Source organism: Sulfurospirillum diekertiae, from assembly GCF_011769985.2.
GTDB classification, from domain to species: domain Bacteria; phylum Campylobacterota; class Campylobacteria; order Campylobacterales; family Sulfurospirillaceae; genus Sulfurospirillum; species Sulfurospirillum diekertiae.
In genome coordinates this window covers 2124916-2143916 of sequence record NZ_CP039734.2, presented here as the reverse complement: position 1 = coordinate 2143916, position 19001 = coordinate 2124916, and the positions used below count along the sequence as shown (strand labels likewise).

Annotated in this window: 20 protein-coding genes and 1 tRNA gene; 18 read left to right on the top strand and 3 right to left on the bottom strand. The window is 33.3% G+C overall.

The features are described 5' to 3' along the window. The 18 genes from rfbA to FA584_RS10885 all read left to right on the top strand — a co-directional run bounded on the left by rfbA (position 1) and on the right by FA584_RS10885 (position 16558). Positions 1-864: a glucose-1-phosphate thymidylyltransferase RfbA gene (rfbA, locus tag FA584_RS10970; RefSeq protein ID WP_167749486.1), complete on the top strand. Its 864-nt coding sequence runs from the start codon at positions 1-3 to the stop codon at positions 862-864. Further along, entirely contained in the window at positions 861-1883 is a 1023-nt protein-coding gene (gene rfbB, locus FA584_RS10965; protein ID WP_167749485.1) for a dTDP-glucose 4,6-dehydratase, read from the top strand. Before rfbA ends, rfbB begins: the two co-directional genes overlap by 4 nt. Then, complete coding sequence (locus tag FA584_RS10960) at positions 1884-3188, top strand: hypothetical protein (RefSeq protein ID WP_167749484.1); 1305 nt, start codon at positions 1884-1886, stop codon at positions 3186-3188. 21 nt (positions 3189-3209) lie between these two features. Further along, positions 3210-3605: a sugar 3,4-ketoisomerase gene (locus FA584_RS10955; protein ID WP_167749483.1), complete on the top strand. Its 396-nt coding sequence runs from the start codon at positions 3210-3212 to the stop codon at positions 3603-3605. Further along, positions 3602-4120 (top strand): GNAT family N-acetyltransferase, encoded by a 519-nt coding sequence (locus tag FA584_RS10950; RefSeq protein ID WP_167749482.1) that lies wholly within the window; start codon positions 3602-3604, stop codon positions 4118-4120. The genes FA584_RS10955 and FA584_RS10950 overlap by 4 nt, the downstream gene beginning before the upstream one ends. A 50-nt stretch (positions 4121-4170) precedes the next feature. Then, positions 4171-5103 (top strand): ketoacyl-ACP synthase III, encoded by a 933-nt coding sequence (locus FA584_RS10945; protein ID WP_167749481.1) that lies wholly within the window; start codon positions 4171-4173, stop codon positions 5101-5103. A 1-nt stretch (position 5104) separates the two neighbouring features. After that, positions 5105-5353: an acyl carrier protein gene (locus FA584_RS10940; RefSeq protein ID WP_167749480.1), complete on the top strand. Its 249-nt coding sequence runs from the start codon at positions 5105-5107 to the stop codon at positions 5351-5353. Between the two features lie 24 nt (positions 5354-5377). Beyond that, positions 5378-6478: a DegT/DnrJ/EryC1/StrS family aminotransferase gene (locus tag FA584_RS10935; RefSeq protein ID WP_167749479.1), complete on the top strand. Its 1101-nt coding sequence runs from the start codon at positions 5378-5380 to the stop codon at positions 6476-6478. 180 nt (positions 6479-6658) lie between these two features. Then, the gene (locus tag FA584_RS10930; protein WP_245394670.1) at positions 6659-7522 is read left to right on the top strand and encodes an acyltransferase family protein; all 864 of its coding nucleotides are present in this window, start codon (positions 6659-6661) and stop codon (positions 7520-7522) included. Next, positions 7522-8469, top strand: a complete 948-nt coding sequence (locus FA584_RS10925; RefSeq protein ID WP_167749478.1) for a glycosyltransferase family 2 protein — start codon at positions 7522-7524, stop codon at positions 8467-8469. The genes FA584_RS10930 and FA584_RS10925 overlap by 1 nt, the downstream gene beginning before the upstream one ends. After that, positions 8450-8827 (top strand): GtrA family protein, encoded by a 378-nt coding sequence (locus FA584_RS14920; protein WP_167749477.1) that lies wholly within the window; start codon positions 8450-8452, stop codon positions 8825-8827. The genes FA584_RS10925 and FA584_RS14920 overlap by 20 nt, the downstream gene beginning before the upstream one ends. Before the next feature lie 27 nt (positions 8828-8854). Further along, entirely contained in the window at positions 8855-9280 is a 426-nt protein-coding gene (locus FA584_RS10915; RefSeq protein WP_167749476.1) for a hypothetical protein, read from the top strand. A 344-nt stretch (positions 9281-9624) separates the two neighbouring features. Beyond that, the gene (locus tag FA584_RS10910) at positions 9625-11019 is read left to right on the top strand and encodes a hypothetical protein (protein WP_167749475.1); all 1395 of its coding nucleotides are present in this window, start codon (positions 9625-9627) and stop codon (positions 11017-11019) included. A gap of 114 nt (positions 11020-11133) precedes the next feature. Further along, positions 11134-12168, top strand: coding sequence for a GDP-mannose 4,6-dehydratase (gene gmd / locus FA584_RS10905; protein WP_167749474.1), 1035 nt, complete (start codon positions 11134-11136; stop codon positions 12166-12168). Continuing rightward, positions 12152-13045, top strand: coding sequence for a GDP-mannose 4,6-dehydratase (locus FA584_RS10900; protein WP_228447982.1), 894 nt, complete (start codon positions 12152-12154; stop codon positions 13043-13045). The genes gmd and FA584_RS10900 overlap by 17 nt, the downstream gene beginning before the upstream one ends. Beyond that, complete coding sequence (locus FA584_RS10895) at positions 13035-14144, top strand: glycosyltransferase family 4 protein (RefSeq protein WP_228447981.1); 1110 nt, start codon at positions 13035-13037, stop codon at positions 14142-14144. The genes FA584_RS10900 and FA584_RS10895 overlap by 11 nt, the downstream gene beginning before the upstream one ends. Next, positions 14141-15235: a glycosyltransferase family 4 protein gene (locus FA584_RS10890; RefSeq protein ID WP_167749472.1), complete on the top strand. Its 1095-nt coding sequence runs from the start codon at positions 14141-14143 to the stop codon at positions 15233-15235. Before FA584_RS10895 ends, FA584_RS10890 begins: the two co-directional genes overlap by 4 nt. A gap of 6 nt (positions 15236-15241) precedes the next feature. Continuing rightward, entirely contained in the window at positions 15242-16558 is a 1317-nt protein-coding gene (locus FA584_RS10885) for an exopolysaccharide biosynthesis polyprenyl glycosylphosphotransferase (RefSeq protein ID WP_167749471.1), read from the top strand. Between the two features lie 34 nt (positions 16559-16592). Here FA584_RS10885 and FA584_RS10880 read toward each other — a convergent pair. The 3 genes from FA584_RS10880 to mraY all read right to left on the bottom strand — a co-directional run bounded on the left by FA584_RS10880 (position 16593) and on the right by mraY (position 18975). Then, positions 16593-16668, bottom strand: a tRNA-Phe gene (locus FA584_RS10880). Positions 16669-16720: 52 nt separating this feature from the next. Then, a complete protein-coding gene (gene murD / locus FA584_RS10875) occupies positions 16721-17914 on the bottom strand; it encodes a UDP-N-acetylmuramoyl-L-alanine--D-glutamate ligase (RefSeq protein WP_167750630.1) in 1194 nt (397 codons plus the stop codon). After that, positions 17911-18975 (bottom strand): phospho-N-acetylmuramoyl-pentapeptide-transferase, encoded by a 1065-nt coding sequence (gene mraY / locus FA584_RS10870; protein WP_167749470.1) that lies wholly within the window; start codon positions 18973-18975, stop codon positions 17911-17913. Before mraY ends, murD begins: the two co-directional genes overlap by 4 nt. Between the last annotated feature and the right edge of the window lie 26 nt (positions 18976-19001).

The window sequence follows — 19001 nt, the reverse complement described above, 5'->3', positions numbered from 1 at the left end:
ATGAAAGGGATCATCCTAGCCGGAGGGAGTGGAACGAGGCTTTATCCTGTGACGCAAACGATTAGCAAACAGTTGTTGCCGATTTACGATAAACCAATGATCTATTATCCATTGTCTGTTTTGATGCTTGCTGGGATTCGAGAGATCTTGATTATATCAACCCCTCAGGATATTGGTAAATTTGAAGATCTGTTTGGAGATGGTTCTCATTGGGGTATTTCACTTTCGTATAAAATTCAACCCAGTCCCGATGGATTGGCACAAGCGTTTCTTTTAGGTGAGGAGTTTATCGGGAATGATAGTGTCTGTTTGATCTTAGGTGATAATATCTTTTACGGTCAAGGTTTTACACCATTGTTACAGAGTTCTGCACAATTAAAATCGGGTGCGATTGTTTTTGGGTATCAGGTCAAAGATCCACAGCGTTTTGGTGTGGTTGAGTTTGATGAAAATCAAAAAGCAATTAGCATTGAAGAAAAACCCAAAAACCCCAAATCACCTTTTGCCGTAACGGGTCTTTATTTCTACGACAACAGTGTTATTGAGATCGCCAAAGCTGTAAAGCCAAGTGAGCGTGGAGAGCTTGAGATTACCTCGGTGAACGAAGCCTATCTCAAACGAGGCGACCTTCAAGTGGAAGTTTTGGGACGTGGTTTTGCTTGGCTCGATACGGGAACACATGATAGTTTGCTGGAAGCTGGAATGTTTGTCCAAACGATTGAAAAGCGTCAGAGTTTTAAAATTGCTTGCTTGGAGGAGATCGCTTATAATTATGGCTGGATCACGAAAGAGCAAGTCTTAGAGATTGCAAAACCTCTCAGTAAAAATGGATATGGAGCGTATTTGAAGGAGTTGGTTAAATGAGTCAAAAGTACATTCTTGTCACGGGCTGCGCAGGCTTTATCGGCTCAAACTTTGTACCTTATTTCTTGGAAAAGTATTCAGAGTATCATTTGATCAATTTGGATCTTTTAACCTATGCTGGTAATTTAGATAACCTCACAGAAGTAGATGAAAATGAGCATTACACCTTTGTTCAAGGGGATATTTGTGATAGGGCTCTGGTCGAGTCTTTGTTTGAAAAATACACGATTGAAGGTGTGATTCACTTTGCGGCTGAGTCACATGTGGATAACTCCATTAAAAATCCAGGTGTGTTTATCGAAACCAATGTCAATGGAACCTTTACGCTTCTTGATGTGGCTTATAAAGTGTGGATGGAAAAACCCTTTATGCTGAAAGAAGGATATGAAGGATGTCGTTTTCATCATATCTCTACCGATGAAGTCTATGGTACACTTGGAGAAAGTGGCTTATTTACAGAGAGTACATCGTATGCACCGAATTCTCCTTATTCTGCCAGTAAAGCAAGCAGTGATATGATTGTACGAGCGTATCATCATACCTATGGGTTGAATACGGTCATTACGAATTGTTCCAATAATTATGGTCCTAAACAACACGATGAAAAACTAATTCCCACCATCATACGAAAAGCACTTTCCAATCAACAAATTCCTATTTATGGGGATGGTAAAAATATCCGTGATTGGCTCTATGTTTTAGATCATTGCAAAGGAATTGATTTGGTCTTCCATGAAGGAATCTCTGGAGAGACCTATAATATCGGTGGACGCAATGAGCGAGATAACCTTTATATCGCATATAAGATTTGTGAGATACTGGATAGTCTTAAACCCAAAGAGTCATCGTATAAAGAACAGATCAGTTTTGTTGAAGATAGAGCAGGGCATGACAGACGTTATGCCATTGATGCGACCAAGATCGAAACAAAGCTTGGTTGGGCTGCGGAAGAGAACTTTGAAAGTGGGATTCTTAAAACAATTGTTTGGTATCTGCAAAAATATAAGGCTAATGTGTAGATGACAATATATAGAATCTTATCTTTTAGTGTTTTAATAGTTTATTTAGCATTTGTTTATATTTATCAATTAAATTATCCACCTCGTTGGGATGCCCTTTCCTATTTAGAAATTGCTAAAAGTTATTTCGAGAATGGCATATTTTATCCAACACAGTATTCTATTACAAGACTGTACGGGTATCCATTGTTTTTATCACTTTTTTATCAAATTTTTGAAGAATCTATCATAAGAGAAGCCGTGATCTTTGTTCAGTTGTTGCTTTATTTCTCCTTATCCATAGCAATTTCAAATATCGTGGGTATAAAATATCCACAATTTACAAAATATATTCAAGTAGGTTTATTTTCGAATATTTTTTTATTCCCTTATTTAATGATGTCGGCATCAGACGGTTTTTCTATTATTATATGGCTTTCAATAATTTATACAATGATGAAAATATTGTTGTTAATTCAAAAAAAAATAGATACATTGTATTTTTTTATCTTTGGGTTTCTTGTTGGTTATTCTATTATGATTCGACCTGCCAATATACATATAATAATTCTTATCCCTGTACTTATTGTGTCATACTGTTATTTTCGTTATAAAGATGGAATAAAAAATAATTATTTAGCCATAGGAGCTTTTTGTTTTTTAGGTTTTTTTGTTGCAGTCGTACCGCAAATATATATAAACTATACGTATTTTGATATAGTCTCATTTCTTCCAGCACGAAATTTAGGCAGCGAACAGATTAATTGGGGCATACAATATTTAAAAGCTGCTGCAAATTGCACAAATATTGGAACAGGAGCACTTTTGTATACTAATCCTTTATTCAAGCCTTCAGATATTTTAGGACTAGAGTGGTATTGGATAAATCCAATTGCTGGTTTAAAAACTATAGGCCTCCACATATTTAGTGCTTTTGATTATAATTATTTGTTTCCATATATATATAATATTAATCCAAAATATAGTATTTTTTTATTTTTCTATAGTCAAGTTATTTTATATTTTGGAGTAATTGGATATGGATCAAGTCTAAAATATTGTAATAGTGAGAATGCGATAAGAGAATTTAATGTAATGCTATTTATCATGATTCCATTGGTGGTATTAGGTTCATTGAGTGTTATCGCTATCAGTGCAGTAGAAAATAGATTTTCTTTACCAATTATAACGATTTTATTACCTTTTGCATTTTTTACACTATATAAGTATAAAACAAATAAATTAGTAATCTTGGGGTTCACTCTTTATTTGATAATGGCTTTTTATGTATCATCATTTATTAATGCACAAAAAACAATATTCTAAATTTTATAAAAAAGGCTATCGATGTATGATAATATTCAAGAATTCAAAATCTTAGGAGACCACAGAGGTCAATTAATTGCTCTTGAAACGAATAAGCAAGTTCCTTTTGATATAAAAAGAGTTTTTTATATCTATGGAACACAAAAAGGAGTTCCAAGAGGAAATCATTCACATTATAAAACAAAACAGTTTTTAGTTGCAGTGCATGGTGGTTGTCAAGTGACCTTAGATAATGGAAAGATAAAAGAGACTTTTAATTTAGATAAACCAAATATTGGACTCTTTCAAGATGCCTTGATTTGGGGATGTATGCATGACTTTAGTGATGATTGTGTATTATTGGTTTTGGCAGATTCATATTATGATGCAAGTGATTATATAACTGATTATAGTAAATTCATGGATGTAATAAAATGATGTTAGTTGGAAAAAATATAATTATGAGAACAGTTGAAGTAGAAGATGCAGAATTTGTATTTACAATGAGACAAAACAAAACTAAAACAAAATATCTTTCAGTCGTAACAGGCACAATTGAGACTCAAAAAGAGTGGATAATAAATTATAAACAAAGAGAAAATCAAAAAGAAGAATTTTATTTTGTGATTGAATCAAAAGACAAAGAAAAATTAGGGCTTGTAAGAATATATGATTTTCAACATAATTCTTTTTCCTGGGGAAGTTGGCTTATAAAAGAAGATGCGCCAAAGACAACCGCTATCGAATCGGCTTTACAAATATATGAATTTGGATTTTATGAACTAAATTTTGAAAATTCGCATTTTGAAGTACAAAAAAGAAATGATAAAGTTATAGCTTTTCACCAAAGATTTGGTGCAAAAATCATTGGTGAAAATGGAAGTGCATTGTTATTTGATTTCAAAAAAAATGATTATGAAATAACAAAAGAGAAATACCGTAAATATTTCTAGTAAAATCATTTGGATTATGTAAAAAATAAAATTATTGAAAAGGTATACAGATGTTAGGCATTCAAGAAATTGCAAGTTATTTACCAGAAAAAAAAATATCAAATTATGATAAAAAAAAGCAGTTTGCACTTGAAGATGATTTTATTGAAAACAAAATAGGCGTGAGACGTCATGGAATTAAAGAAGACTATCAAAAAGCTTCGGATTTATGTGTTGAGGCTTATTCTAAGCTAATAAATAAATTAGCAATTAAAAAAGAAGAAATTGATTGTTGTATCGTTGTTACACAAAATCCAGATTACAAAATTCCTCATACATCCGCTATTGTACATGGTAAACTTGAATTATCTTCTCAATGCGCTTGTTTTGATGTTTCTTTAGGATGTAGTGGATATGTCTATGGACTTTCAATCATCATGTCATTCATGAAAAGTAACCAACTCAAAAAAGGCATTCTTTTTACAGCTGATCCTTACTCTGAAATCGTTGATATTGAAGATAAAAATACTTGTTTGCTGTTTGGGGATGCCGCAAGCGTCACCTATATTACAGAAGAGGGGAAGTTGATTCCAAAAGATTTTAGCTTTGGAACAAGTGGTAAAGATTATAAAGAACTTTTGTGTAAAGATAAGCTCTTTATGAATGGCCGAGCTGTATTTAATTTTACGGCTACTATAGTTCCAAATCATATTCGTGAGTTTCTTAAAAAAAATTTACTTCAAGAAACAGATATTGATCAATATATTTTTCACCAAGGTAGTAAATATATAGTCGATACTATACGTAAAAGGCTACAGATTATAGAGGATAAAGTACCATTTGATATATATGATTATGGTAATACTATTTCTTCTTCCATTCCTATTATTTTAGAGAAAGAGATATATAAAAATAAAAGTAAAACTATTGTCATTTCAGGCTTTGGCGTAGGGTTGTCTTGGGCTAGTGCAATATTAGAAATAAGTAAATTACAAGGAGAATAAAATGGAAATAAGTATAGAAAATATCAAAAAGCTTATAGTTTTGGCTGATGTTGTAATTGACGTTGAAAAAATAGATGTCAATAAATCTTTAGTTGAGCAAGGGATTGATTCTTTAGAATTTGTAAATATTTGTTTAGTTATAGAAGAAACTTTTGGTATAAAAATTCCAGATGAAGATTTGGAAGATTTAAATACAATAAATAATATTATTGATTATGTTCGTTCTAAATCCAACCTAAATCAAATATAATATTTGAATTCATAAGAGGAAATCATGATTCCATTTTTAAATTTAAAAGGTATAAATGCTCAGTATAGAGCAGAATTAATAGAAGCTTGCACGAGGGTAATAGACAGCGGTTGGTATATACAAGGGAATGAGCATAAAGAGTTTGAGAAAGAGTTTGCTAAGTATTGTGGTACCAAACATGCAATTGGTGTTGCAAATGGCCTTGATGCCCTTATTTTGATACTCCGAGCATATAAAAAACTTGGAGTAATAAACAATGGCGATGAAGTGATAGTACCTTCAAACACTTACATTGCATCTATCTTGGCGATTTCTCAAAATGATTTGGTACCAGTTTTGGTAGAACCTGACATTAATACATATTTGATTGACCCAACAAAAATAGAAGCAAACATAACTTCAAAAACAAAAGCCATATTACCCGTTCACCTTTATGGGCAGACGTGCAAAATGGATAAGATAAATGAAATAGCCCAAAAATATCACCTAAAAGTGATAGAAGATTCTGCTCAATCACATGGTGCGTATTTTGGGAATAAACGAAGCGGCAATCTGGGCGATGCCAGTGGATTTAGTTTTTATCCTGGAAAAAATTTGGGAGCATTGGGTGATGGAGGAGCTGTGACCACCAATGACGATGAATTAGCTCAAGCGGTCAGAGCATTAGGAAATTATGGGAGTCATAAGAAATATGAAAATCTTTATAAAGGCATTAATAGTCGTCTCGATGAGATACAAGCGGCAATGATGCGAGTGAAACTAAAGTACTTGGATGATGAAACCAGAAAAAGAAGAGAAGTAGCAACGTATTATCTTGAAAATATTATAAATAAAAATATAATTCTGCCAACTATTACATGTAAAGATCATCATGTATGGCATCTCTTTGTAATAAGGACACAAAAGAGAGGTGAACTACAAAGATATTTGGCAGATAATGGAATCCAAACGCTTATTCATTATCCAATTCCTCCGCATAAACAAGTAGCCTATAGGGAGTGGAATAGTGAAAGCTATCCCATTAGTGAACAAATACATGATGAAGTCTTGAGTTTACCTATAAGCGGAGTACAGAGTTTAGATGATAGTAAATTAATAGTGAAGATTTTAAATGATTACAAATAAACGTAGCAATAGAATAATTTTTTTGGATTATTTAAGAATATTTGCTTTTATGAGCGTTTTAATTGGACATAAATTTTTTGCAGAAATCACAAGTATATTAGCAATGTATAAAAACCACATATTACACAGCAATATATTTCAAATGTCGCCGTATCCCTCTTCCAAGGGGGAGGTGCTGGATTGATTACGTTCTTTATGATATCCGGATATATAATTTTACATGTAATACAACTGGAAAAGCCCATTGAATTTCTGATAAAAAGATTTTTTAGAATTTATCCTTTACTTATAGTAGCTATAATTTTAGAAAATTCATTAGGATATTTTACGAATAACCAACTTTTTGATATATCGAAAATCTTAATACAAATGAGTCTTTTTGGTGATTATTTTAATACTCCATATGCTTTAGCTGGTGTTGAATGGACATTGAGAGTCGAAATAATATTCTACCTATTTATGGTAATTATTGGATGGTTGAAGATGCAAAATAATGGCTATTTTCTATTGGCTATATTTGTTGTTTTGACACTTTCCCTAAAGTATATAGCACCATTCCCAGATAAATTATTTGTAGGATATTTTACAATTTATTTTCCATTCCTATTTTTAGGATCAGTAATTTATCTATATGAAAAACAAAAAATAAATCTTGTTAGTACTCTTTTATTTGTCGTTTTTTTGTTTGAAAATTATTTTAGTATGATTAATGATTTTCAAAAAGGGTGGCTTACCACAAATTTCGCAATTGTTGGGTTTATAGTATTCATATCTTTTTGGCTCTTACGAGAAAAATTAGAAAACTTTAAATTCAATAGACTATTGATGAAGGTATCTGCTTTAACATATTCTATTTATTTATTTCATAATTATTTATGGGTTTATATAGGAAAGTATTTTTACACTGATAATAAACTGATTATTTTAGCGATATTAATTGTCTTTTGTTTTATGATTAACAAATTCATAGAAAATCCAATGAATCAAGTTGGCAAGTTTTTAGCAAAAAAAGCTAATTATAAGTTGATCACAAGGAAAATATAATGATAACAAATTCACTTGTCATCCCAGTATATAAAAATGAATTAAATATACCTAGTTTACTAGAAGCTCTTAAAAAGATGGACACTGAGCTTTCAAATGATTTGGAAGTGATTTTTGTGGTGGATGGTAGTCCTGATAGATCTTATGAAATATTAAAGCATAGCTTAACTAATGAGCTATTTAGTTCTACACTTATACTGTTATCTAAGAATTTTGGCTCTTTCCCTGCGATTAGAGCAGGTCTTCAAGCAGCGTCTGGAGAATTTTTTGCTGTGATGGCCGCAGATTTGCAAGAACCTCCTGAGCTTGCAATAGAATTTTTTAAATCTCTAAAAAATGAGCTTATTGATGTTGCGATTGGAACAAGAGATGGAAGAGCCGATCCTTTCCTTAGTCAATTAGCTTCGAATCTCTTTTGGAATTTTTATAAAAAATATATTGTACATGAAATGCCATCAGGTGGTATAGATGTCTTCGGTTGTAATAAAGCTTTTAGAGATCAATTGCTAAAGCTTGATGAATCTCATTCGTCATTGATAGCACAAATCTTTTGGCTTGGCTTCAGACGAAAACAGGTTTACTATAAAAGACAAGAAAGGCAACTTGGTGTCTCAGCTTGGACATTAAAGAAAAAAGTTACCTATATGATGGATAGTATATTTTCTTTTACGGATTTACCTATCAAAATGCTGACGAGATTAGGTGCTGCAGGTATTGTTTTTTTTGGTATTACGGGGTTTGTTACATTCATATCAAAACTCATGGGGCTCATTGCTGTTCAAGGATATACGGCTACATTTTTAGCGACAGGTTTTTTTGGCGCTATCAATCTTTTTGGGTTAGGTATTATCGGCTCTTATGCTTGGCGAACGTATGAAAACACTAAAGCAAGACCATTGTCTATAATATTATCTGTAGAAGAATTTAATGATAAACTTAAAAAATAATAAATTATTTAAGTTTTTTGGAGCAGGTATTATTAATACAGTACTTTCTTACATGTGCTATCTTTTGTTACTTTTAATAACAAATTATCAGATCTCTTATGCAATATCTTTTATATTTGGGATAGCTTTTTCATATTGGTTAAATATAAAGTATGTTTTTGAATCTCACCATTCAATAAAAAAATCTGTTCTCTTCCCTCTCATATATTTAGTACAATATATTTTAGGAGCATTGTTATTGAGTGTGATAGTAGAAAATATAGATATTGATAAAAGATTTGCACCAATTGTCGTAACAATCATTTTATTGCCAATAACTTATATAATGACAAAAAAACTTTTACATAATAAAAATTAGACAAGACTATAAATAATTGGGGATTAAATGAAGAAAAATAAATCTTTATTGCTTGAATATAGTATATTAGCTATAGTAAATTTTGTAATATTATCATTTTATTTGCATATCGACCAGATAAATCTTAAAATTCCTATGTTATATAGTGGGGATGCTTTACCAACTTTATCTTTTTTAAAACAAATTTTTATTGGAGAATTTTCCTTTTTTGGAGTTCCTGAAAGCCATAATTTATCTGCACCTTTTATGCATAGTCTTGGCGATTATCCAACGCCAATGTTTGCAGATTGGTTAATCATAAAATTTATAAGTTTATTTACCAATGATTATTTCCTTGGATTTAATCTATTTGTATTATTGTCTTTTTTTGTAAACCCTATGGCTATGTTTTATGTATTAAGAAAACTAAGAGTTGGGGATACTTTTGGCAATAGCTATTTCTATTCTTTATAATGTCCTCCCATTTCATTTTTATAGGATAGGGCACACATTTTATATTAATTATTTTTTCTTGCCTCTGCTTACATATTATTTGATGATGATGCTTAATAAAAAACCATTATTTTTTAAATACAGTAATACACAAAAAAAGTTATTCTTTGATTTTTCGAAAAAAAATATAATCATTATATTTGTGCTTCTTTTCTCCTCCACTTGGAATTATTATTACACATTTTATTTTTGTATTTTTGTATTTTTTTTCACTTTAATAGGATATTTTATTTTATAGGAAAAGGCATTATATTTATAGTGGTATTATCGTTTTACTACTTTCAATTATTCCTTTTGTCATTAATATGCTTCCATATAAAACATTTACTAAAATAAATGGGATTAACGCTCAAGTAGCACAAAGAGGTTTTGCGGAATCTGAAGTACTTGGTTTGAAAATTGCCCAATTACTATTACCAATCAATACTCATAAAATCGGTGCATTGAGAGATATTCGAGCTCGTTATGATCAAAGTGCTCCTTTGGTCAATGAAAATCATTTTGCAACTCTTGGTATTATAGGTAGTATAGGGTTTATCTTACTTTTACTCATGCTTTTAAATATCAATAATAAAAGCAGTATACAAAATCGGTTAGCTATGTTGAATATCATTGCTGTTCTTTATGCCACCGTTGGAGGCCTTTCAGTTCTTTTTGCTCTTATAATTTCTCCTTCAATTCGAGGTCATAATCGTATTAGTATATTTATTGCAACGTTTTCATTGATTGCAGTTGCTCTGTTTTTACAATATTTATTCAAAAAGTATCAATTATCTAAAGTATCAATTTTCTTTGTCTCAATGTTTATTATGCTAATTGGGCTTTATGATCAAATTCCTGGTGGAGCTACCTTTAAAACTAATTCTTTGATAGAATCAACTTTTAATTCAGACAAAAAGTTTATTCAACAGATAGAAGATAAACTAAAACGATATTCATCAAATATGGTAATGCAATATCCACATATGTCTTACCCTGAACAGCCAGTACTGGTAAAGATGCTTAATTATTCGCATATGGTAGGATATTTACATAGCAACAATATTCATTGGTCCTATGGTGCAGTCACAGGTAGAGAGGGAGATATTTGGTTGAAAAGTTTAGAGGCACTGGATATCAAGGAACAAATAAAAGTGCTACAGAAAGGTGGTTTTACTGGTATTTATATAGATAGGAGAGGCTATATTGATAACGCGAATATGCTGGAAAGCAAGTTAAAGGAAATTTTAAATATTGAGCCAATAATTTCCGAAGATAAGAATAAGTCATTTTTTGACATTGTGCCGACAGATCATACAATAATGAAATTTTCAGGTTTTGAAAAAAATTTTTATGGTTGGGAGAGTAATCAATTCGGTTCATTTGGTTGGACATCTGGAAGTGCTATTTTACTATTGCAAAATAATAGAGCAAATAATCTAAATTGTAATCTAGCTTTTAATGTAGGAACATTGAAAAATAGAAATCTTAAAATCATGTTTAACGATAAATTATTAAGAGATTTTTTTTTACAACCAGGACTAAACAAGACAGTTTTACTTGAAGAACTAAGGTTAAATCCAGGTAGCAATAGATTGTCATTTATAACAGATACTCCTGGTGCACAGCCAGGTAATGGCGATCCAAGATCGCTTGCATATTCAATTGAAAAAATGAAAATAATTTGTGGAGGTATCTCTGTTGGAAACTTGATTGAATAAATATAAAAGAAGAAACCAAATGATATTTTCGATAATAAATTTTAATAAATGGTATTTTTTATATTTATAAACATTAATAGTTTAAAGAAATAGAATATATAACAAGGAGTCTTGATGAAAAAAGCGATCGTTACGGGCATTACAGGGCAAGATGGTGCATATCTTGTAGAGTTACTTTTAGGTAAAGGTTATGAAGTTCATGGAACTTATAGAAGAACAGCATCGGTAAATTTTTGGCGTATAGAAGATCTTGGAATTGAAAAGCATCCTAATTTACATCTAGTAGAGTACGACTTGACTGACCAAGCTAATAGTATTCGAATGGTTATGGAAATAAAACCAGATGAGATTTATAATCTTGCTGCACAGAGCTTTGTAGGTGTGTCATTTGAACAGCCTTTAGCAACAGCACAGATTACAGGGCTTGGAGCTGTGCATTTACTTGAAGCTATTCGCATTGTTGATCCAAAAATTAAATTTTATCAAGCTTCGACTTCTGAGATGTTCGGCAAAGTACAAGAGATACCTCAAACAGAAAAAACACCGCTTTATCCTCGTAGCCCTTATGGTGTAGCAAAATTATATGCGCATTGGATGACGATTAACTACAGAGAGAGTTACGGTATATTTGGCTGTTGTGGTATTTTATTTAACCATGAGTCACCACTTCGTGGGCGTGAATTTGTAACGCGCAAGATTACCGATAGTGTGGCAAAAATTAAACTTGGTAAATTAGATGTATTGGAACTTGGCAATATGGATGCAAAACGCGACTGGGGATATGCCAAAGACTATGTTGAGGGTATGTGGCGAATTCTTCAAGCCGAAAAGCCAGATACATTTGTTTTGGCAACCAATCGAACCGAAACAGTACGTGATTTTGTAAAGATGGCATTTAAAGCAGCTGGAATTGAGCTCGAGTTTAAAGGTAAAGATGAAAATGAAGTAGCTATCGATAAAGCGACAGAGAAAACGGTTGTTCGTGTCAATCCAAAGTTTTATAGACCTGCCGAAGTAGAGCTTCTTATAGGCAATCCTGAAAAAGCAAAACGAGTATTAGGATGGGAGCCAAAATGTACCCTTGAAGAGCTTTGTTCTATGATGGTTAAGGCAGATATTAAAAGGAATGAAGTTGGCTTTAGCTTCTAAAAAAGTCCTTATTACAGGCATTGACAGTTTCACAGGGTATCATCTTAAAACACATTTGAAAAAACAGGGCTACAACGTATATGGGACTGTTTTTAGTAATGGAGATGAGGCCGAAACCTTTACATGTAACATTACTAACAAGGAAAATTGTTTACATGTAATGCGCCAAATCCAGCCTAATTTTCTCATTCATCTTGCAGGAATATCTTATGTGGGGCATGATGACGTAGAAGCATTGTATAAAGTTAATACCTTGGGAACACAAAATGTTTTGGATGCATTATGCACGTCAGAGAGTAATGTTCAAAAAGTAATTTTAGCGAGTAGTGCAACAGTCTATGGAGACCAAGGATGTGAAGAGCTTGAAGAGTCAATGTGCCCAAAACCAGCAAATCATTATGGTATCAGTAAGCTTGCTATGGAACATATGGCAAGAGGTTATTTTGCAAAATTGCCTATTACCATCGTAAGGCCATTTAATTATACAGGTATTGGGCAGCCAGAGCATTTTTTGGTGCCTAAGATAGTTTCTCACTTTAAGCGTAGAGAACAGACAATAGAACTAGGTAACTTACATGTTGCACGTGAATTTAATGATGTCGCGTTTACATGTAAAGTCTATGAAAAACTCTTAGAGAGTACAATGGACTCAGACATAGTCAATCTTTGTTCGGGGAAAGCTATTAGCTTGATGGAAATTATTTCTTTGATGAATGCTATAGCAGGATATGAGATAGAGGTTAAAGTCAATCCTTCTTTTGTAAGAGACAATGAGATAAAACGTCTAGTTGGCTCAACACAGAAGTTAGAAAAAACTATAGATCATATCTGTCCTATAGAACTAGAAGAGACATTGCGAAAGATGTATGAAGCCTAAAATTATTATAGATACACTTTCTTTACTGGGGAATTTGAGTGGCATAGGGCGTTATACTTATGAAATAGCAAACATCTTATCCCAAAATTCCCAGTATCGATGGAACTTTTTTTATGGATATATCTCACAAAAACTCATTGCTCGTAAAAATGCAAAAACAGAAAAATATATTCGTCATTTGATTACAAAAAATGTTTTTATAAAGAAAGTAATTAGAAAGCTTCTTTGCTCTTTTTCAGGTATTTTTTCAATTCATTACGATCTTTATTGGCAGCCAAATTTTATACCTATCAAAAGTATTAAAGCACGAAAAATTATTGCCACTATACATGATTTTTCGTGGGAGCTTTATCCGGAGTTTCATCCTAAAGAGCGTATCACATATTTTCAAGAGAATTTTTATGTGCAAATTGCCCTGTGTGACCATATCATTACAGGATCTTACTTTACTAAAAAAGAGATTCTTGATCGCACAAGCATGAAGCCTGAAAATATTACAGTGATTTATCATGGCATAAATCATACACTTTTCAAGCCCCTTTTGAAAAATAAGTCCATAAAACAAAAGTATATTTTGGCGGTAGGGAGCATCGAACCTAGAAAAAATCTAAAAAATTTACTGCTAGCGTATTCTCAATGTGAAAAAATATTTAAAGATGAATACCATCTTTATTTGGTAGGTGATAGTGGTTGGAAAAACGATGAGATCATGAAATTGGTTGAAAATATGAATCAATGGGTACATCCTACTGGGTACATTAGTGATGCACAATTGGCAGATATGTATAAAAATGCAAGTGTGTTTGTTTATCCTTCTTTTTATGAAGGCTTTGGGATTCCTCCTCTGGAAGCGATGGCGTGTGGTACTGCAGTGATTGCCTCCAATGCATCAACTTTGCCAGAAGTGTGTGGAGATGCAGCGTATTATGTCGATCCTTTGGATATCAATGCTATTATAGATGGGATAAAAAAAGTTTTAAATGATGACGTGTTGCGCCAGAATCTTATCGCTAAAGGATTAAAGCATGCACAAAAATTTAGCTGGGAAAAAAGTGCACAAGAACATATGGCGGTACTTGAGAAGGTACTAAAACAATGAAGATAGCAATAGTACACGATTGGTTAGTGACGTATGCTGGAGCAGAAAAAGTTCTTGAACAACTTTTAAAACTCTATCCAGAGGCAGATATATTTACTATTGTAGATTTTTTGCCAGAGAGAGATAGAACCTTTTTGGCTGGACATAAAATTATGACAAGTTTTATTCAGAGCCTGCCGTTTGCAAAAACAAAGTATCGAAATTATTTACCTTTAATGCCACTTGCTATAGAACAATTCGATGTGTCTATGTATGATTTAGTGATCTCCAGTTCTCATGCAGTTGCAAAGGGCATTATTACAGGACCAAATCAAAAACATATTTGTATGTGCTATTCACCTATTCGTTATGCTTGGGATTTGCAGCATCAGTACTTAAAAGAAAGTGGCTTAGATGAAGGATTAAAAGGTTGGTTTGCAAAATATTTTTTGTATAAAATGCGTATTTGGGATAGTCGAACATCCAATGGCGTTGATCAATTTATAGCTATTTCTGAGTTTATTCAAAGAAGAATTTTGAAAGTTTATAGGAGAGAATCAACTGTTATTTACCCTCCCGTAGATGTTGATAGCTTCGAATTATATACTCAAAAGGAAGATTTTTATTTGACGGCTTCACGCATGGTGCCCTACAAAAAAATAGATCTTATTGTTGAAGCATTTGGTAAAATACCTGATAAAAAGTTGATTGTTATCGGTGATGGACCTGATATGGAAAAGATCAAAGCTAAAGCAGGCCCCAATGTTATTTTAATGGGTTATCAGCCTTTTACTGTTTTAAAAGAGTATATGCAAAAAGCTAAAGCATTTATTTTTGCTGCTGAAGAGGATTTTGGTATTACTCCCGTAGAAGCGCAGGCTTGTGGGACACCAATCATTGCCTATGAGAGAGGTGGTGCTCGAGAAACTGTAGTTGAGAATGAAACAGGCATTTTTTTTGAAGAACAAAACATTTGTAGTCTTTGTGATGCCCTATATCGTTTTGAAGCTAAAAAATGGGATTATGCAAGTATTCGACAGCATTCCTTACAGTTTAGGACACAACGATTTTTAGATGAAGTAACATCCTATATCAATAACTCTATGAAATAATATACGATGAAAGAAGTACTATCAAAAATCATATTAATTTGTGCAGATATTTTAAGCTTATTAATCTCTATAACAATTACACTATTGATAAGAAATCTATTTCAAGCATACTTTACACAGCCATTACCGCATGAAATAGGAATGTACCCTTTATTTTTACTTTTATCGAGCACAATGATAATAATTTTTATACTATTCCGAATGTATCATGATAGAATGGATTTTTGGCAAGAAGCTCAATTAATTTTCAAAGGGTTAGTTCTGACATGCCTTATAGTTTTATCACTCTTAGCTATGACTCATACAGTACAAGAATATTCTCGTTTTATGATTATTATTTCATTTTTAGGAACTCTTGTTATTATCCCATTACAAAAAAGTATACTGAAACGTTTTTTATTTCGCATTGGTTTATGGAAAAAAGAAGCTATTGTTATAGGGCAAGATCATTTTTTTTCTAAACATGTTTTTACAAACCCCTATTTAGGGTATGTTTTAAGCCGTAGGAATCAAGCAAAAACTTTATTTATTGCATCTTCTTATACTCAAGAGGGAATTGAGCAGTTAATGCGTAAAGCCTTAGTACATAAGCAAGAAGTGATTTTTGTTCCGATTATTAAAAATTATGACTTTACGCGTGCTCATATTATTCAGCTTTCAAATGCTCGTAGTAACCTTATTATTGTTGAAAATAACCTATTAAATCGCACGAATAGAGCGTTTAAAGTTGTATTAGATTACATGTTGTCTTTGATGCTTCTACCGTGTATCTTTCCTTTGTTGCTTATTATTGCATACTTGATAAAAAAAGAAGAATCACATAGTCCAGTGTTTTTTCAACAAAAACGTTTAGGAAAAAATGCAAAAGAGTTTACATGTTATAAATTTCGTTCTATGAGAGAAAATAGTGAAAATATTTTAAAGGATTATTTAATAAAGCATCCAGAAGAAGAGGAACATTATAAACTATATCATAAATACAAAAATGATCCTCGTTTAACTAAAATAGGTAATTTTTTAAGAAAATCCTCATTAGATGAATTACCACAAATACTCAATGTTATTAAGGGTGATATGAGTTTAATAGGACCGCGCCCATATATGCTCGATGAACGTCCAAAAATAGGGAATAATACGGATATGATTTTAGTAGTTAAGCCTGGAATTACAGGCCTATGGCAAGTTAGTGGGCGTAATGATGTTAATTTTAAAAGTAGAATAGAGATGGATATATGGTATGTACGTAATTGGTCATTCGGTCTTGATATTCAAATCCTATTCAAAACCATTTTAGTAGTTCTTGGGCAAAAGGGAAGTTATTAAAATTAAAGTAATGTTTTGATTCTTGAAAAAGAGGTGGTGGCTGGAGACGGAATCGAACCGCCGACACGGAGATTTTCAGTCTCCTGCTCTACCGACTGAGCTATCCAGCCACGCTTTGAAGAGTTGAAATTATAGCTTAAAAACTTTAAGAGCAGCTTAGCCCTAGGCTAAAGCTAGCTCTTTAAAACGATCGCCTCTGTGTGCGTAGGATTTAAACTGATCTAAACTCGCCGCTGCAGGGGAGAGTAGGGCGATTGTTTGGGTGGTATGAACGGCATGGATCTGTTTCATTGCCTCTTCTAGAACAAAGCATTTATGAAGTTCTATGCCTTCTTTTTGTGCAAATGTTGCCAGTCTTTCAGTGTTGGAACCAATCGCAAAAATCTTTACATGTAAAGGCTTCATAAAATCAAACAAATCTTGCAAATCAACGCCTTTGTCATCACCGCCTAAGACAATGAGGATTTCGTCGTTTTTATAGCGTTTGAGCGCTTCTATTGTGGCATCAACATTCGTTCCTTTGGAGTCATCCACCCAAAGGCGACCCTGTTTGTCATGAAACTCTTCAATTTTATAATGATCGATTTTAAACGTATTGAGCAGATCATAATCGACACTGTCTAAAAGAATTTTTTGTGCACTCATTGCAAGGACTGCATCTAGTAAGAAGGGCGTTTTAAAGCTTATTTTTGAAAGGTCTATACCCATTTGCTCTGCCAAATCTTCTTCCGTCTCATAAGTGATTACATGAGCGAGTGTTTGAACGTTAGCATACGCTTTAGGAAGAATCGCCACGCTGCCTTCACGCATCCGCGCAAGGGGTGAAAGTTTGGCTTCGATGTACGCTTGCATACTTCCATGCCACGTAATGTGATCAGGTTTAATAGGAAGGAGCAAATAAATATCAGGAGCTGTCACTTTGGTGTAGTGAAAGGTAAACGAGCTGGTCTCAAGTACCCAAATTGGTGCTTGATCACTTAGCTCTGCTAAAGGTGTGCCGATATTGCCGCCCGCTTGCGCTCCTTGTTTTTGAAGGAGAAATTCACACATTTGCGTTGTAGTTGTTTTTCCGTTCGTCCCGCTAATCCAAATACTAAAAGGCATGGATTCTTTAAAAAAGTCGTATTCACTGGTCACGTGAAGCGCTTTTTGGATTAAAGGGTGATGCGCTGGAAAACCAGGGCTTGGGATCTCAACGCTACTCGCGTTAGGATCAAATTCTGAAGGAGGTAACAAAAGGTTACCAAACGCGTCTGTCGCTTTACATGTAAAGTTATCGTCAAAGATTTGACATTGCCCTGCAAAGCGTTTTGCAATCGCTTTGGTTGTTTTTCCGTGTCCGAAGAGTGTTATCATCTGATTTTCAATGCCGTAAGTGCTAAAAGATTTGACATGAGAGCGATAATCCAAAATCTCACGATAATCTTGTTTTCTGGCCAACCTTTCACCTCAAAGTGGTGATGGATCGGCGCCATAAGGAAGATACGTTTTTTGCGCGTTTTGAAACTTCCCACTTGTAAAATAACCGAAGCAGTTTCAAGGACAAAAACAAAACCAATAAAGAGCAATAAAATTTCATTTTTAGAAATAATTGCCATATAGCCGATAAATGCGCCAATGCTAAGGCTTCCGCTATCGCCCATAAAGATTTGTGCGGGGTAGCAGTTAAACCACAAAAAGCCCACAAGTGAGCCCATAACCGCCGTTGCTACGATAACCACTTCACCACTACCGCCAACTTTTGGAAGGAGTAAGTAGCTGCTTAAAAAGGCGTTACCACCGACATAAACAAATACGGCAAGCGAAAGAATCGAAAGAATGGCAGGAACGGTTGCCAAACCATCAAGACCATCCGTGAGGTTGACGGCATTACTGGCGGAAACCATAACCAAAACCCAAAAGGCAAGGGCTAAAAGGTGCATATCAAACAGTGGGAACTTGTAAAAGGGAACAAAAAAGGTCGTATCAAGATCAACGATAAGGTATAACAACAAAGCAATAATAGAAGAGGCTAAAATTTGCAAGCCAAGTTTTCCACGTGGCGTGAGACCTGCTGTGTTACTTTTGCCCAAAATTTTAGCGAGATCATCTTTCATCCCAATAAGTCCAAAAAGTAAAATACATGCCAGTCCTAAAAGAACAAAAAGATTGTTCATACGTGCACAGATTAATACAGAAAAGGTTGCGGCACACAAAAAGACGATGCCTCCCATGGTGGGTGTTTTAGACTTTTTTTGGTGAGATTCAGGGGCAAGTGAATAGATAGGTTGGTTTGCGTTGCGTGATTTGGCCCATTTGATGAATTTTGGCATGAGGTAAATCGTCAAAATAAAGGCTAAAAAGAAGGCAATACCTGCACGAACAGTAATATATTGGAACAGGTTAATTGAGGTAAGTTTGTAAAGAGCATATAGCATGAATGTTATTTCCAGCTTCTAGAGAT

What these genes read in the sequence shown, in the direction of transcription:
- FA584_RS10935 (WP_167749479.1), top strand. Translation starts at nt 5,378, where the DNA reads ATGATTCCATTTTTAAATTTAAAAGGTATAAATGCTCAGTATAGAGCA.
- FA584_RS10890 (WP_167749472.1), top strand. Translation starts at nt 14,141, where the DNA reads ATGAAGATAGCAATAGTACACGATTGGTTAGTGACGTATGCTGGAGCA.
- FA584_RS10910 (WP_167749475.1), top strand. Translation starts at nt 9,625, where the DNA reads ATGCTTCCATATAAAACATTTACTAAAATAAATGGGATTAACGCTCAA.
- FA584_RS10885 (WP_167749471.1), top strand. Translation starts at nt 15,242, where the DNA reads ATGAAAGAAGTACTATCAAAAATCATATTAATTTGTGCAGATATTTTA.
- FA584_RS10915 (WP_167749476.1), top strand. Translation starts at nt 8,855, where the DNA reads ATGAAGAAAAATAAATCTTTATTGCTTGAATATAGTATATTAGCTATA.
- FA584_RS10895 (WP_228447981.1), top strand. Translation starts at nt 13,035, where the DNA reads ATGAAGCCTAAAATTATTATAGATACACTTTCTTTACTGGGGAATTTG.
- gmd (WP_167749474.1), top strand. Translation starts at nt 11,134, where the DNA reads ATGAAAAAAGCGATCGTTACGGGCATTACAGGGCAAGATGGTGCATAT.
- FA584_RS10955 (WP_167749483.1), top strand. Translation starts at nt 3,210, where the DNA reads ATGTATGATAATATTCAAGAATTCAAAATCTTAGGAGACCACAGAGGT.
- rfbA (WP_167749486.1), top strand. Translation starts at nt 1, where the DNA reads ATGAAAGGGATCATCCTAGCCGGAGGGAGTGGAACGAGGCTTTATCCT.
- FA584_RS10960 (WP_167749484.1), top strand. Translation starts at nt 1,884, where the DNA reads ATGACAATATATAGAATCTTATCTTTTAGTGTTTTAATAGTTTATTTA.
- FA584_RS10950 (WP_167749482.1), top strand. Translation starts at nt 3,602, where the DNA reads ATGATGTTAGTTGGAAAAAATATAATTATGAGAACAGTTGAAGTAGAA.
- murD (WP_167750630.1), bottom strand. Translation starts at nt 17,914, where the DNA reads ATGATAACACTCTTCGGACACGGAAAAACAACCAAAGCGATTGCAAAA.
- mraY (WP_167749470.1), bottom strand. Translation starts at nt 18,975, where the DNA reads ATGCTATATGCTCTTTACAAACTTACCTCAATTAACCTGTTCCAATAT.
- FA584_RS14920 (WP_167749477.1), top strand. Translation starts at nt 8,450, where the DNA reads ATGATAAACTTAAAAAATAATAAATTATTTAAGTTTTTTGGAGCAGGT.
- rfbB (WP_167749485.1), top strand. Translation starts at nt 861, where the DNA reads ATGAGTCAAAAGTACATTCTTGTCACGGGCTGCGCAGGCTTTATCGGC.
- FA584_RS10940 (WP_167749480.1), top strand. Translation starts at nt 5,105, where the DNA reads ATGGAAATAAGTATAGAAAATATCAAAAAGCTTATAGTTTTGGCTGAT.
- FA584_RS10925 (WP_167749478.1), top strand. Translation starts at nt 7,522, where the DNA reads ATGATAACAAATTCACTTGTCATCCCAGTATATAAAAATGAATTAAAT.
- FA584_RS10945 (WP_167749481.1), top strand. Translation starts at nt 4,171, where the DNA reads ATGTTAGGCATTCAAGAAATTGCAAGTTATTTACCAGAAAAAAAAATA.